Genomic DNA, 15,321 nt, shown 5'->3' with positions numbered 1-15,321 from the left:
AGCGTTTTATCTTTCATTATCCTGAATTATGTCAGGTTCGAGGCATGTGCTGGCCTTATTCAATATACTGCCGGGTGCATCGTGCTACAATAGATAAAAGGTTAAACTGTATCGGTACAGTTGTTGGAGAGGGATGGGTGCATTGAGAAAATACGAAGTGATTGCCGAAGCGTTAAAGCAATGGATTCAGGAACAGATGCAGCAGCAGGATCGTCGCCAGTGGGCGGATAAGGGCATTCGACTGCCAGCAGTTCGAGTTGTAGCAGAACAATATCAATGCAGTGTAAGTACAGCGATTCGAGCATATGAGTGGCTGGAACAGCGGCATTTGGTGTACGCCATACCTCAATCCGGATATTATGCTGTACAGAACGGGACAGGTGCTCAGGACATGGACTGGCAGGGAGCGTTGGACTTTGCTTCAGCTGCTCCCGATCCAAGGGTGTTCCCTTATGCAGACTTTCGTCACTGTGTGGATCAGGCGATGGAGAAGAAGCAGGCAGAGTTATTTATGTATGGCACGGATCAGGGATTACCTTCGCTAATTCTGCTGTTGCAGAAGCAGTTTTCGGATTATCAGGTGTTTGCGAGAACAGAGCAGTTCTTTATCACGTCAGGTGTGCAACAGGCACTGGCTGTACTTGCATTGATGTCTTTTCCCAATGGAAAGAGAAAAGTACTGCTTGAACTACCGACCTATCATAATATGCCCTCGCTACTGAGTGGATTGAATGTGCCGATTGCCGGTGTGAGACGTACCCTGGCTGGGCTGGACTGGGCATCGCTTGAACGTCAGTTCGCTGAGGGAGATATCAAGTTTTTCTATGTCATGCCGCGCTTTCACAATCCAATTGGCACATCGTTAACTGTTGCGGAGAAGAAGAGATTGATCCGGCTTGCTCAGCGGTACGATGTCTATCTGGTGGAGGACGATTATCTGGCTGATCTGGAGGACAATACGAAACAGGACCCGCTATGGTCATATGATACGGAAGGCCGGGTCATCTATCTGAAGAGTTACTCCAAAATTTTGTTTCCAGGCTTGCGCATTGGTGTAGCTGTTCTGCCTTCGCCTCTAATTGAATCGTTTGGTGCATACAAAAAAATGCTCGATATCGACACTTCAGTCCTGTCTCAAGCTGTTCTGGAGATCTATGTCCACAGCGGAATGTTTGCTCATCACAGGAAAGTGATTCGTAACCGCTATGCTGCCCGGATGAACACGGTGCATGAGCAACTGGACACATATACAGACTTTGCTCCATTTATGGAGGCTCCTCGAACAGGAGGGGAGCATACCGTATTGCCTTTGGCGGGCGACATGCCGCTTCGTGTTCTGCTATCCCGGCTTCAAAAGCGTGGTGTCATCGTTGATACGACAGAACGGTATTATCCGGAGGGAACATATCAGGTGCATGAGGATCAAATGCTGCGATTGAACATCTCCAATGTGCCGAAGCAGAGAATCGAAGAAGGGATGCAGGTGATCCGGGAGGAAATTTTGAAACTTCAGATCAGGCAGAAATAACGTGAAGAATCGGAGTGTCCGTATATAACAAAAGGCGTCCACACAAGTTGATCACTTGTTGGACGCCTTTTCCATGAATTGTTTTCCACCGACCATACAGCTTGTACGCTATATTGTAAATGGAAATAATCCGATTTATTCCTGAGCCATCGCCTTGAAGGAAGCTTCTGCAGCTTCCAATGTAGCCTGAACATCCTCGTCTGTATGGGCCGTGGTCAGGAACCAAGCCTCATATTTGGATGGAGCCAGGTTAATGCCACGGTTCAGCATGTGACGGAAGAAGGAAGCAAACAGCTCTCCATCCGTGTCTTGAGCATGATCATAATTCGTAACCGGATGGTCACAGAAATGGGTGGAGAACGCACCGCGGATCCGGTTGATTGTCAGTGCAATCCCATGACGGTCAGCAGAAGCTTGCAAACCTGCTGTCAGGTCGATAGCAAGGCGTTCCATCTCTTCGTATACACCTGCGCCTTGCAGGACCTCCAGACATGCGATACCAGCTGAGATGGATGCAGGGTTACCAGCCATCGTTCCCGCCTGATAAGCCGGCCCGAGTGGAGCAACCTGCTCCATAACATGTTTGCGTCCACCGTAAGCACCGATTGGCAGGCCCCCACCAATAATTTTACCAAGAGCCGTCAGATCCGGTTCAATCTCCGCATGATTATCGAGTCCGGCATACGTCTGTGTAGAACCGTAATGGAAACGGAAAGCCGTAATAACCTCGTCATAGATAACCAGTGAGCCGTTGGCCCGTGTCATGGCACAGAGACCTTCCAGGAAGCCAGGCTCCGGCATAACCATACCGAAGTTCCCAACGATTGGTTCAACCATGACTGCGGCAACATCGTCACCCCAGCGCTCCAAAGCATCCTTCAGGGCTTCCAGATCATTGTAGGGCACAGTAATGACTTCTTGTGCAATACTGGCTGGAACTCCCGCACTGTCAGGAATTCCGAGCGTGGACGGCCCAGAACCCGCAGCCACAAGCACCAGATCCGAGTGACCGTGGTAACATCCGGCGAATTTTACGATCTTGTTGCGTTTGGTGTAGGCACGGGCTACGCGAATCGTGGTCATAACCGCCTCTGTACCGGAGTTTACAAAACGCACTTTATCCATGGAAGGAATGGTTTCTTTCAGCATTTTGGCGAGCTTGATCTCAAGCTCTGTTGGGGTACCGTACAGCACACCATTTGCTGCAGCTTCCGTAATTGCCTGCGTAATATGAGGGTGAGCATGTCCTGTAACAATCGGACCGTAAGCGGCCAGATAATCAATATAACGGTTGTCATCGACATCCCAGAAGTGGGCGCCTTGGGCTTTTTTCATAAATACAGGTGCACCACCACCAACGGCTTTGAACGAGCGTGAAGGGCTGTTAACCCCCCCAACAATATGTTCAAGTGCTTCTGCGTATAGAAGTTCGGAACGGGAACGTGATGTATTCATAAGATAACTTCCTTTCGTAATGCAAAATATGATAAAGGTACAAGCTACAGAAAGATATGATGATTTTCTCATAATAGTATAACCGGGCACAACGAGAGGGCAGCGTAATGGCTGCCCTCTGCATGTTTAGATTACTGAGCCGGTTGCTCTGACTTTTGATCGTCACCACTGGCTGTTTTATCTTCGGTGCTGGTTGTACTATCATCCGTTGTAGCAGGCGGGTGAATAATATCCTGAATATGCTGCTTCAATTTCTCTTCATTGGTAACCGTCAATACTTGCGCACCGCCTGCTGTACGTTCTTCTTTCAGCAGGTTCATTGGCGGGATCTGCTCACTGCCATTCATGCTGCTCTGGTAACCGAGGCCACCCAGTTTCCACATATCGGAGAGTGTCAGATTCGTATCCACATAAGGATTAACCTGTTCCAGAATGGAAGGCAGCTTGGCAATGGTTGTTGTTGACTGCATTTTCGCCGTCACAGCTTTCAGCAACTCACGCTGACGCTCGGAACGAGCGAAATCCGACATCGCATCATGGCGGAAACGAACGTACATGAGGGCTGTTTCGCCATCCAGATGCTGATACCCTTTTTTGAGATCAATATCGTATTCGTTATTGTCTGCTTTACTTGTATAGTGCATGTCTTTCTCCACATCAAAATCAACACCGCCAACGGCATCCACCAATTTGATGAATCCCTGGAAATCCGTATACACATAATACTGTACAGGAATGCCGAGCAGGTCGCCGGCAGCTTGCATCGCTGCATTAGGACCATGGGTGATGGCAGTGTTGATCCGTTCCTTGCCATATCCGTCAATATTGACGTAAGTGTCGCGCAGAATGGAGAACAGATTGATTTTTTTGGTAAGTGGGTCGAGCGATACAACCATCATGCTGTCGGAGCGGGGAACTTCACCTTTTTTCAATCCGCGCGCATCGACACCCATAACGAGAATATTTACCGTTTCTGTGCCTTCCCATTTTGGAGGGTCAGGAGTATTTACTTTCTCCACATTCTCGATACCTGCGAATGGTGATTCGTCGCCGTCTTTTGCCAAACCGTCCAACTGATTGAGAATAGAACCGAAATAATATGCCGCTGCTCCTCCGATAATTAACACGAAGGCGGCAAGAGAAATCCATATGGTTCTCTTCGTCTTTCTGGTCATGCTAGCTCTCCTTTGTATTTGAGATGAAATAAAAAAACGAGTTCGAGTATTCAAGTAAGATCTAGTCGAAGCTTTCCGTACACGTCTTTTCCCAACATAAGGGCAGGACGCGGCTCCAGACTATTTTAAAGCTTGCTGAATTTTGACTGATACCATTATAATTTCTTTTTGGGCTACAAGCAATTTCAACAAAATCCAAGTGAGGTATAATCATGCTGGCGATTGATGTCAAAGATTTGCGCAAGTCGTTTAGCGTCCAGAAAAGCCGAGGTGGGCTGAAGGGCGCATTCCAAGACCTGTTTGCACGTCAATACCAGGAGGTATTGGCTGTAAATGATATTTCATTTCAGATTCCGCAGGGCGAAATTTGCGGATATATTGGGGAGAACGGTGCCGGTAAATCAACAACGATCAAGATGTTGACCGGCATTTTGGTGCCTACTTCAGGGCAAATATCGGTTGGTGGATATGTTCCGTATCAGGAACGGGAGAAGTTTGTACAGAATATTGGTGTTGTTTTTGGTCAGCGCAGTCAATTGTGGTGGGATATTGGCGTTATCGAATCCTTCCATTTATTGCGCAAAGTATATCGTGTAGGAGAGGTCGATTTCCGGAAACGTCTGGATGAACTGGTTGAGCGATTGCAGCTTCAGGACCTGTTAAGCCGTCCGGTGCGGAAGCTCAGTCTTGGTCAGCGTATGCGCTGCGAGTTAGTGGCAGCCTTGTTGCATAATCCGAGTATTGTTTTCCTGGATGAGCCAACTATTGGTTTGGATATTGTGGTGAAGTCGGAAATTCGGGATTTCTTGAAAGATATGAACAAGGAGCATGGAACGACCATCCTGCTCACCACCCACGATTTGCAGGACATTGAGGCCCTGTGTTCCCGGGTGATCATGCTTGATGCGGGCAACATCATCTATGATGGTGGTCTGGATCATCTGAAGTCCCAGTGGGGCAAGGAGCGGGAGATCCGCTTCAAGTTTGGCTCAGCTCACAACATCAGTCAGATGCAGGAATGGACTGCTGCGTTGCCTGTGCGTTGGACAGTAGAGAATGAATTGTCCGCATCTGTATGGATTCCGCTGGAACTGAATGTTTCGGATGTACTCGGACGTGTCGTTGGACAGGCTGATATTACCGATATTCAGATTATCGAGATCAACACGGATGAGATTGTGCGCAGTATTTACCAATCCGGTTCCGCCGAGCGTCCCGAGATTGTGGGAGCAGGGAAAGAAGCGGTGGGTGTATCCTGAGATGAATAGTGCATTTATTGATTTTATGCGCATCCGTTTTCTAACGATGCTGGCATACCGGGTGAATTATTACTCCGGCATTTTGATATATACGCTGAATATCGGCGTGTATTACTTTACCTGGCAAGCCATTTACGGCAGCAGTGGTGAACTCGGCGGTTTCACGGCAGCGCAGATGACCACTTACATCGCTGTATCCTGGATGGCACGTGCTTTCTACTTTAACAATCTGGACCGGGAGATTGCCGCAGACATACGGGATGGCTCCATTGCGATTCAATTCATCAGGCCGATCAATTACGTTATGGTCAAAATGATGCAGGGTCTTGGTGAAGGCATTTTCCGCTTCCTGCTCCTCATGATTCCGGGGATGCTCATCGCCATTCTGCTGTTCCCGGTTGAATTGCCTACGGCGCCATCGGCGTGGATTGGCTTTCTCGTCATGCTGTTCTTCAGTTTCCTCATTAATTCCCAGATTAATGTGATAACGGGACTGGCAGCATTCTTTGTGGAAAACAATGAAGGCATGATGCGTATGAAACGCGTCGTAGTTGATCTGTTCTCTGGTCTAATCATCCCGATCAGCCTGTATCCAGGCTGGATGTCCGCGGTGATGAAGGTATTGCCTTTTCAGGCCATTACGTATCTGCCCGGTTCCGTGTTCACTGGAAGAGTGGAAGGTACCGCCATCTGGAATGTACTCGGTATTCAGGTGTTCTGGTTTGCCGTGTTACTGCTCCCGATGGTATTGATCTGGCGTAAGGCGCGCAAGCGTCTGTTCGTGCAAGGGGGATAACGGAATGTACTATATGGGTCTGATCTGGGAATATTTGAAGAACTACATGAAAACACGACTCACGTACCGTGCTGATTTCTGGGTGGAGATCCTATCGGATCTGCTGTTCCAGGCAACCAACCTGATCTTTATTTTTGTGGTCTTCCGTCATACGGATAACCTGGGCGGCTGGAGTGAGAGTGAAGTACTCTTTGTTTATGGATATTTTATGGTGCCCTATGGCATCTTCAGTTGTTTTATCAATCTGTGGGGGTTCAGCGAGCGGTATATCGTCAAAGGTGAGATGGATCGTATCCTGACACGCCCTGCACATAATCTGTTCCAGATCTTGCTTGAAAATGTAGACCCGCCTGCACTCGTGGGCTCGTTTATCGGCTTGATTATCATGATCTTCAGCGGAGCAGAGATGGGCTTGATGCTGGAGTGGTGGCATATTCCTGCCTTGATTATTTTGGCACTCAGTTCAGTAATGATCTATGCCGGCATTTATACCACACTGACTTCGTTGTCCTTTTATTCAGACGCACCAACAGGTATTCTGCCATTGATGTATAACATCCAAGGGTATGGGCGTTACCCTGTGACGATCTATAACCGTGCCATTCAGGTACTGCTAACCTGGATCATTCCGTTTGCCTTTGTGGGCATCTATCCGGCAGCCTTGTTCCTGGAGAGATCCGAGATGCATCGGATGGCGCTCCTCACACCTGTGATGGGACTGGTGTTTGGTTCCATGGGCTTGCTTCTGTGGAATTATGGCGTGAAACGGTATCGCGGAGCAGGATCATAATAACGCCCTGATAGCATTTCATGGGCAAGACTAGGGAGGAACTGACATGACGTTAACTGTAGGCGAACTGGCACCGGATTTTGAGCTTCCGTCCAGTACGGGAGAATCAGTAAAGCTTTCGGATTACCGCGGACAGCGGGTACTGCTTTATTTTTACCCCAAGGATATGACTTCGTCCTGTACACAACAGGCTTGTGATTTCCGGGATCGACATGCTGAATTTGAAGGGCTGAACACGGTCATTCTCGGAATCAGCACCGATCCAATGAAACAACATGACAAGTTTATCGCCAAATATGGACTGCCGTTCACCTTGTTATCGGATGAAGAGCATGTTGTAGCCGAGCAATACGGTGTATGGCAGCTGAAGAAAATGTATGGCAAGGAGTACATGGGTATGGTTCGCTCCACTTTTCTGATTGATGAAGAGGGGAAATTGATCAAGGACTGGTCCAAAGTTCGGGTCAAAGGACATATCGAGTCTGCGCTTGAGGCTTTGAAAACATTGTAATTAATGATTTAGACATGTGTGAATAAATCATCTTAACCGTTTCATCATTAAAGGCTGTGTTTCGCGGAATTAACCGTGAACACAGCCTTTTTAGGTGGGCAATCGTTTTTGATTGGATGAATTGTTCTTACTCTTGCCAGAACGAAGCCGATGCACGAGCAGAAGGAATAGCGGAATAATAAAGCTTACCGTGATATCCCAATCCACCCAAGCGGGCATGATCGTATTGGTGTAGAAAATGACATTGGGAGAAATCAGTACAGCTAACGCGAATAATAACATCGCTGATGGCAGGATGAGAGGTTTGTATTTCTTTAACCGAAATAGCTGAGCTGTTCCAACGACAAACGAGAACATATACAGCAAACTTTTGAAATAGGTAGCAATTAACCAAGCAGTCGCCATGAACGCCTCAATTCGTTCGAAAAAGTTGCCAATATTAATTTTCTGGGACAGGGTATAGGAGATATAGATGTCATGTTGGGTAAGAAAGGGTCCAAAAACCATGAGCGAAATGAGCAAAAGTGTAGTTAGCAACAGCCCTCCACATAAAGTAGCGAGTAACATGTCCCGTTTGATGTGAGGCCCGGACATCACATAAGGAAGAACCATGGTGATCACGATTAGTTCACCAAAGGAAGTAAATGCTCCCCGAATGATGGAATGAACCAGATGGAGCCAAGGGGTGTTCAAGTAAGGTTGCAGATGTGAACTGTTTACTTTGGGCATCAGCCCCAGAAACAACAAAATCATAAAGGCAACAACGATGGGGGTCAGCAGTTCACTGCTACTTCCTATTGTATGCAAGCCATGCATAAGCCCCCAGACCAGAGCGCACATAAGGATAATTAGAATGACCCGGATGGGGGTCTGAAGGTAGATCTGTGTGGTCATAAAGTCACCGACTTCACGGATACATATGACAGCGCCTATGGCGAAATAAAATAGATATGCAGCTGCCAAAACAGACCCTGCCCACCGGCCAAGTATTTTTTGGCAGATTTCAATAAGGGAAAGATCAGGATGCGTCTGATGAAGTTTATATAGCACCCACATGATGAGTATGCCGATCGGTTGACCGATAAGAGAACAGATCCACGCATCCTGTTGACCCGAAGCAGTAACCACGGAGGGATAGAGTAGAATCATGTCCCCAATCATGACGAGAAAGGTAAGGACTGCAAATTGCCTAATGGTGATTTTCTTCTTAATTAACATAGACACCATTCTCCTTCTCTATATTCAGCATGGATGATATTCATGGATGAAATCCATCTTTCCATCCATACCAGGCTCCTTCCCCCCACAAAAATAGTACTCATTCCTGTGAGGAATTGTTTGGAGTAACCGATGATTTTCTGTAAGACTTGAGCAATTGTATCAGCAGAAGACAGCCCGGCAGAATGATTCCCAGTGTGGTATCCCAATCTACCCAATATGGAACAATGGTGATCACGATAAAAGTGATGCTTGGTGAGATCAGATTGGCTAATCCAAAAATGAGTATAGACGCAGGGAGTACCAGTATCTGATATTGCTTAAGCTTGAACAGTTCTGCACAACCAACAATAAAGGCGTATAAGTATATCATCGCTTTGAAGTACGTCGAGATCAGCCAGGAAGAGGCCATAATGGCTTCAATACGTTCAAAAAAGCCTCCAATACTAATTTTCTGGGACAAAACAAAAGAAGCATATATATTATGTTGCGTAAGAAAGGCACCCAGAACCAGCAGCGATATGGTAACGAGCGTTGCCAATACCAAGCTGCCTAAACCAGCTGCAATAATTACGTCCCGTGTTCGATGAGCCTGCTTGGCAACATAGGGCAGTATCATCATGATGGGAACGACTTCACCGATCGGATATATAATGCTTACCAGAATGCCTTGCGAGATAGAGACAACACCCGTATCACTTACTGGCTTCAAATTTCTAATATCAATCTGGGGAAGCAGGCAGACTGCAAGGACGACAATAAACACAATAACGACGGGCATCAGTAGTTCACTACTTCGCCCCATCGCCTCTAATCCGTGAGACACTCCCCAGGCGATCACGATGACGAACATCAGAATGATGATGCGAATGGGAGTGTACGGGAAGATTTGAGTGGTCATGAAATCGCCGACTTCTCTCGTATGCGTGGAAGCACCAATAATGAAAAAGAACAGGTAGAAGCAGGAAAAGAAAGTACCTGGCCAGAACCCTAGGATGCTTCGTGCCATCTGCACCAGATTTTTTTCTGGATGCATACTACACAGCTTCAGGATCATGGCCATCAGTGCCATCCCCAGAGGAACGCCTATAAAAGCACAAATCCAGGAGTCTTGTTTCGCATAGGACGTGATGACCGAGGGGTAGATCAGCATCATATCCCCGACCACCATCATAAAGATGAGAGTGGTCAATTGTCTTGTTCCAAGGCGCCCCTGTTCCAGCATAATGGTCCTCTCCTTTTTCTAGGTTCCTGTCAGATGTGCCAAGAATTGATTAACAGGTTCATAGATCCACATGATGATATAGAGCGGACTGGGGAAATCCCACAGGTTGGCTGCAATCACACTGAACCCTGTGGCTATGACGAGCATTCCACTGTACACAACTGTTTCCCTCCATTCCTTGCGACGGATGAGACCTGGAAGATCAACCATGCCTACAAGGCCCCCTATGACAATGACAGTAATTGTAATCAACATCCGGTCTCACTCCTTCAAATCCTCCTTGAATGAATCATCCAGTGTACCTACACGTTTGATCTGTACATTGGCTTCATACTTAACATCCAGATTTTCAAAATATTGATCCCAATCCTTCTCAATCTTTTTAAAAAATTTAGGATCGGCATGATACACTTCCTGACCAAATCCAAAAATGTCAATATGGAACTTTCGCCGCACTGAATTCACGGAGTTTTCCATCAGGTCTATCAGTCGCTCCTCACTGTCCTTTTCCAACTCTTTGAGCGTCTTCATTGAACCAATTCTGATTCCGCACTCTACTGCACCAATGGAAGACACATTTTTGAGTTTGATGTGGATCACAGGCTGGTCGTTAATGACCTTTGCTTTTCGTTGGGTCTTGGTACGGAGAGCTTTGAACGTCACATTTCCTCCCTTTCGGCAAGGCATGTGACTGATGGTAGACACCACATTGTCGCGGATGTAGTTGTATCCTTTCGATTCATCTTCCGTTAACCAGCCGATCAGTTTGTCCTTTTTGAAGATGCTTAATCCCGTAGAATACAGTCGGGCGGGAGACTTGATTGTCGCAATATTATCTTTGCTTCCGCTTCTCGCTAAATTGCCAACAACCTCTACACCAGTGATTACAGGCTGTATTCCAGGCGTCAGCATATATTCAATTAATTGGTCTCCGGTTACGGTTGTTGTGGGAGACCAGGTCTTGGAAGACACGTCCAAAGAATTAAATAACTTCTCCGCAGGAATGTTTTCCAATGGAGTAAGTACGTCCAGTACTTTGGAAGCTGTAGTATTTCGTGCAACCATGACGTAATAATCGGGTCTAGCAGTAGGTTCTCGCATTAACGCTTCCATGACATCATAGATGCCCTCTTTACGTGCATATTCTTCTCCGAACACCAGTACACGGATATGTGCCATGAATATACGGCGTGGGCTTGTCTCGGTCAGCTTTTGAATTGCTTCAAACAGCGTGGGCGCGGACGCTTCGTACAGCGTGACAGGAGTGCCATTGCCTCCCCCTGACTTGGAGGAAACTTCATTTGGCACAACGACCTGAGCACTCACTTTAATCAAATCGCCATCCTTGTCTACACCAAGACCCAGCATAATGCCAAGTTCATTCAGTTCCTGGCGATCCCAGCATCCGGTAAGGAGAGGGAGCAGGAATACAATGCATACAATTAATCGGAAGCACTTGTTCATACGTTCTTCTCCTTACCGAATTAACGCTTCATTTTTTTGCTGGCTTGTCGGATTTTGTTCGGGGTACCCGTAGAGAATGGACGTGTTTTCATATGGGACCAGGGTACACGAAACAGCGTATCTTTCAGATCTTTCTGAATTAGAGGTGCAAAGGGGGACATATACGGTACGCCAAAAGAACGCAAGCTGCACAGGTGTGTAACTGTAATGAGCAGAACAATTAGAATACCGTAGAAACCAAAAGCTGCCGCGAGTATCATCAATACAAATCGCAAAATTCGGACAGAGATAGAAAGTCCATTCTCTGGAATGACATAACTGGATATGGCCGTTATGGAAACGATAATAACCATTGCGGCGGAGACAACTCCTGCATCTACGGCTGCTTGGCCAATTACCAGTGTTCCGACAATGGAAACGGCCTGACCGACTGTTTTTGGAATACGTATACCTGCTTCTCGCAAAATTTCATAGGTCAGTTCCATCAGTATGGCTTCAATGAATGCGGGAAAAGGAACGCCTTCACGTTGAGCTGCCAGACTAATGAGCATATTGGTGGGTAACATTTCCTGGTGAAAGGTGGTAATGGCAATATAGAAGGATGGAGCTAGTAAAGCGATAAAAAAGGACAGATAACGAATCAAGCGAATCAATGTGCTGATATCGGCCCGTTGATAGTAATCCTCCGGCGATTGGAAGAAATGCACGAACAAGGCGGGAACCAGCAGCACAAAAGGCGTACCGTCCACGATGATGGCTACTCTGCCCTCAAGTAAGGCAGCACAAACCGTATCTGGACGTTCACTATTGTAAACCGTGGGGAATAACGTTCTGGTTTCGTCTTGTACAAGTTCCTCGATGTACCCGCTCTCCAGAATCCCGTCAATGTCGATCTCATCGAGCCTGCGCCTTAGTTCCTCTACCACTTCTGGATCAACGGTATGCTTCAGATATAAGACCGCAACCCTTGTTTTGGTGATACGACCAATCTCCTTTTCTTCGATCCAGAGATGAGGGTCACGAATCCGTTTGCGAATCAAGGAAGTATTTGTACGCAAATTTTCATTAAATCCCTCCATAGGACCCCGAACAACGGTCTGTGAGATGGGTTCACCAACAGCACGGTCTTCCCACCCAGCTGCGGCAATTTTCAATCCTCGTACACTGCCTTCGATTAGCAGGATGGCCGAACCGGACAGGAGAGCATTAAGCACATCTTCCATGTCATCCACAAATGTTACATTGCTCGCAGCCAGAATGTCATTCTGGAGGTAGCTTAGATGCTCATCATCTGCGGAGAATTCTGGAAGTTCATGTGTCTTTAACAGGGATTCCAGGATGGAATGATTCAGAATCTGAACATCCACTAATCCATCAATGTACAACATGACTGCAGGCCATTTATGTAAACACTGGAGAGGGCGCATCATCAAGTCGTTGCTGTTTCCCATCACTTGCTTGCAGTATTCCATATTTTCGCTTAGATCCGGAGAGATTTGCCTCTGATCTTGGCGTTCCAGCGACGATTCACTCATGCCTTCACCTCCCTATACACCCTATATTTTCAAGTTAGTATGACCTGGATGAATTCGGATTATCACAAAAAAAGGAGCTGCGATTATTCGCAACTCCTTGCCTGCTTATTATAGATGGACTTTTGTCCGAATTTACTTTTGTCTTTGTCGAACAGGGGCTGGCTTGGATACGGTGGATCTTGCTGCCCATGCTTTGCGGTAACGATAGAACACGGCTGCGATGAGCAATAGGCCGATTCCTCCCACGATATATGCTGCATTTTGATGAGCCAGATGGAATACGGCGTTCCACTGAGGGCCAAATATTTTGCCAATGCCCAGAAACAGTACAACCCAGAACAGTGCGCCTGAATAGGCGTAGAGAGCGAATTTGCGAAAGGGAACAGCGGCTATGCCCGCGAAATACCCGGTGAAATGCCTTACACCCGGAATGAAATAACCGATGAAGATTAAGGCATTACCATACTTGGCGAACCACTTTTGCGTTTTATCGAGCTTGTCCTGCTTCAGCAGAAACCATTTTCCGTATCGTGTTATAAAGGGCAGACCTGCTTTGGCTCCAATAAAATAAGTGACGGTCATGCCAATCGTTGTCCCCAGAAAAGCCAGTATGGTGAGGATTCCAAAGTCCAGATGCCCCTTGTAGGAGAGAAACCCTGCGTAAGCCATCGTTGTTTCACCAGGAAAGGGAAGTGCGATGAATTCAAGCAACAAGCCAAAAAACAAAACGCTGTATCCGTAGGACCCAAACAGATGTTGGATCTTCTCAAGCAATTCCAATAGATTTCACTCTCCTGAATACGGGCTGGGAGCATGAATACTCTCCAAGGTGTTTTAATGTGTTCTGCCTTTTCATTATGCTACCTAATCTGAAGCGAAGAATCAATCAGGCTACATAGCAAATTGTGAAAAAATATTAAACAAAATCACGTCTTTTTTCAATGAAGCCTCCATATAATTCTAACAAATCTGCTGAAGTCTATCAGCAAATTACTAGAGACGGTGGAGGTCGATTCGTAAATGGTACAGAGACCAGAATTGAGAAGCAAGGAAAATGGGGGAAACTCTGCAACAACCATACATATGTTTTTATCTGGACAATGGTCTGTCATTCTCGTGCGAATTGCGATATTGCTATGTGCATTCGCTGTATATGCAGGCACGGTTTATGCATCTTCTGCTTCCGGCTCAGGTGATCCAATTTCGGAAGATAAGAATACTCAAGACAAGGTAGTCTATCTGAGTTTTGACGATGGACCGGGTAACCATACCCGTGAAGTATTGGATATTTTGCGCAAGGAGAAGGTTTTGGCTACATTTTTTGTGCTGGGTGAGCAGGCAGAGCGTTATCCCGAGTTAATCCGGGGGCTTGTGGAGGATGGACATGCTTTGGGCAATCATACGTTTAATCATCAATACGAACAGCTATACAGTGATTTTAAAGTGTTCTGGAAACAGATCAAGCAGACAGAGGAAGTGCTGGAGCGTATAACCGGTTTCCGTCCGAATCTGGTGCGAGCACCAGGCGGTACATACGGGCATTTTGATCAAAGTTATTTTGATTTGCTGCAATTGGGTGGCTACACGGTTATGGACTGGAACGTCGATAGTGGCGATTCCAAGCGTAAAGGTGTTCCGGCCAAAGAGATCCTCAGCAATTCGACCAAAGTACCTGCGGGAGCACGTTCGGTCATTGTCCTGATGCATGACGGTGGTGCACATGCTGAAACGGTAAAAGCACTTCCGGGTATTATCAAATATTATCGTGATCATGGATATCGTTTTGACACCATAAAGAGTACGGATCAACCAGTTCAATTCCGTGTTCATCCAGATGGTAAGTATAAGGCCCGCAAGGCGCCAGGAAAGGCCTGGATCGCAGAGCATGTAGAAGCGAACGCGACGTTATGGCTTGCAAGCAAGAAGCTGAAGGTAGAGGTGGGATTGGCTGCGGCTACCTTGCAACCGGGTGAGTTCCGCATGGAGGGGCAGCGAATCATGGTGCCTTTGCGTACTTTCATGAAAAAATTCGGGGGTAGCACTCGTTGGGACTCTGAAACAAGGACAGCCATAGCAGTATGGAAGGAAAGAACGATTCATGCAGACAGTGTGAGCGGAATACTGACAACAACCGGGGCAATTGAAACGGGAGCAGTACAGAGTCAGGGGGGAACCATCTGGGTTCCGTTACGTGAGTTACTGGAGCAGATGGGGTTGAGGGTGAATTCCTTAACCAGTAATGAAGCAGAGTGGACGGTAAAGGCGGGCACTTCCAGATCCATTTCGGCAATGAACAGCATATTTAAGTATAAAATGATCTGAAGAAAGTCATTCTTGCAGGACTATTCTCTCTACTTCCGGGCAA

14 protein-coding genes are annotated in these 15,321 nt (G+C 46.8%); 6 read left to right on the top strand and 8 right to left on the bottom strand.

Annotation, left to right across the window (positions count from 1 at the left end; genetic code table 11):
* The first annotated feature begins 133 nt into the window (after positions 1–133).
* Entirely contained in the window at positions 134–1,528 is a 1,395-nt protein-coding gene (locus MKX68_RS07535; protein ID WP_340910549.1) for an aminotransferase-like domain-containing protein, read from the top strand.
* Between the two features lie 135 nt (positions 1,529–1,663).
* Here the strand turns inward: MKX68_RS07535 and MKX68_RS07530 are convergent, their stop codons facing one another.
* Both MKX68_RS07530 and MKX68_RS07525 read right to left on the bottom strand, forming a co-directional pair.
* Positions 1,664–2,983 (bottom strand): glutamate-1-semialdehyde 2,1-aminomutase, encoded by a 1,320-nt coding sequence (locus tag MKX68_RS07530; protein ID WP_340910547.1) that lies wholly within the window; start codon positions 2,981–2,983, stop codon positions 1,664–1,666.
* A gap of 131 nt (positions 2,984–3,114) precedes the next feature.
* Positions 3,115–4,158 (bottom strand): LCP family protein, encoded by a 1,044-nt coding sequence (locus MKX68_RS07525; protein ID WP_091018703.1) that lies wholly within the window; start codon positions 4,156–4,158, stop codon positions 3,115–3,117.
* A gap of 212 nt (positions 4,159–4,370) precedes the next feature.
* Between MKX68_RS07525 and MKX68_RS07520 the strand changes: the two genes are divergently transcribed.
* The 4 genes from MKX68_RS07520 to bcp are packed head-to-tail and all read left to right on the top strand — an operon-like array spanning position 4,371 to position 7,514.
* Positions 4,371–5,417, top strand: a complete 1,047-nt coding sequence (locus MKX68_RS07520) for an ABC transporter ATP-binding protein (RefSeq protein WP_036614079.1) — start codon at positions 4,371–4,373, stop codon at positions 5,415–5,417.
* A gap of 1 nt (position 5,418) precedes the next feature.
* A complete protein-coding gene (locus tag MKX68_RS07515) occupies positions 5,419–6,213 on the top strand; it encodes an ABC transporter permease (protein WP_062837592.1) in 795 nt (264 codons plus the stop codon).
* 4 nt (positions 6,214–6,217) lie between these two features.
* Positions 6,218–7,003 (top strand): ABC transporter permease, encoded by a 786-nt coding sequence (locus tag MKX68_RS07510; RefSeq protein ID WP_076333833.1) that lies wholly within the window; start codon positions 6,218–6,220, stop codon positions 7,001–7,003.
* A 46-nt stretch (positions 7,004–7,049) separates the two neighbouring features.
* Positions 7,050–7,514 carry a thioredoxin-dependent thiol peroxidase gene (gene bcp / locus MKX68_RS07505; RefSeq protein ID WP_340910543.1) on the top strand — a complete coding sequence of 155 codons (465 nt, stop codon included), beginning with the start codon at positions 7,050–7,052 and terminating at the stop codon, positions 7,512–7,514.
* A 90-nt stretch (positions 7,515–7,604) separates the two neighbouring features.
* Here bcp and MKX68_RS07500 read toward each other — a convergent pair whose 3' ends face one another.
* From MKX68_RS07500 to MKX68_RS07475, 6 genes are all read right to left on the bottom strand, one after another.
* Positions 7,605–8,732, bottom strand: a complete 1,128-nt coding sequence (locus tag MKX68_RS07500) for a GerAB/ArcD/ProY family transporter (RefSeq protein WP_340910540.1) — start codon at positions 8,730–8,732, stop codon at positions 7,605–7,607.
* A gap of 100 nt (positions 8,733–8,832) precedes the next feature.
* The gene (locus MKX68_RS07495) at positions 8,833–9,957 is read right to left on the bottom strand and encodes a GerAB/ArcD/ProY family transporter (RefSeq protein ID WP_340910538.1); all 1,125 of its coding nucleotides are present in this window, start codon (positions 9,955–9,957) and stop codon (positions 8,833–8,835) included.
* Positions 9,958–9,975: 18 nt separating this feature from the next.
* Positions 9,976–10,212, bottom strand: a complete 237-nt coding sequence (locus MKX68_RS07490) for a hypothetical protein (protein ID WP_047841432.1) — start codon at positions 10,210–10,212, stop codon at positions 9,976–9,978.
* Positions 10,213–10,218: 6 nt separating this feature from the next.
* On the bottom strand, positions 10,219–11,421 hold the full coding sequence (locus MKX68_RS07485) for a Ger(x)C family spore germination protein (RefSeq protein ID WP_340910534.1): 1,203 nt from the start codon (positions 11,419–11,421) through the stop codon (positions 10,219–10,221).
* Positions 11,422–11,441: 20 nt separating this feature from the next.
* Positions 11,442–12,956: a spore germination protein gene (locus MKX68_RS07480; protein ID WP_340910532.1), complete on the bottom strand. Its 1,515-nt coding sequence runs from the start codon at positions 12,954–12,956 to the stop codon at positions 11,442–11,444.
* A gap of 132 nt (positions 12,957–13,088) precedes the next feature.
* Positions 13,089–13,736 (bottom strand): DedA family protein, encoded by a 648-nt coding sequence (locus MKX68_RS07475; protein ID WP_340910530.1) that lies wholly within the window; start codon positions 13,734–13,736, stop codon positions 13,089–13,091.
* A gap of 240 nt (positions 13,737–13,976) precedes the next feature.
* Between MKX68_RS07475 and MKX68_RS07470 the strand changes: the two genes are divergently transcribed.
* Positions 13,977–15,278, top strand: coding sequence for a polysaccharide deacetylase (locus tag MKX68_RS07470; protein ID WP_340910529.1), 1,302 nt, complete (start codon positions 13,977–13,979; stop codon positions 15,276–15,278).
* The last annotated feature ends 43 nt before the right edge of the window (positions 15,279–15,321 follow it).

The organism is Paenibacillus sp. FSL M8-0212 (assembly GCF_038004645.1).
Taxonomy (GTDB): Bacteria; Bacillota; Bacilli; order Paenibacillales; family Paenibacillaceae; genus Paenibacillus.
The sequence above is the reverse complement of the archived record's forward strand: the minus strand, read 5'-3'. Positions and strand labels throughout refer to the sequence as shown.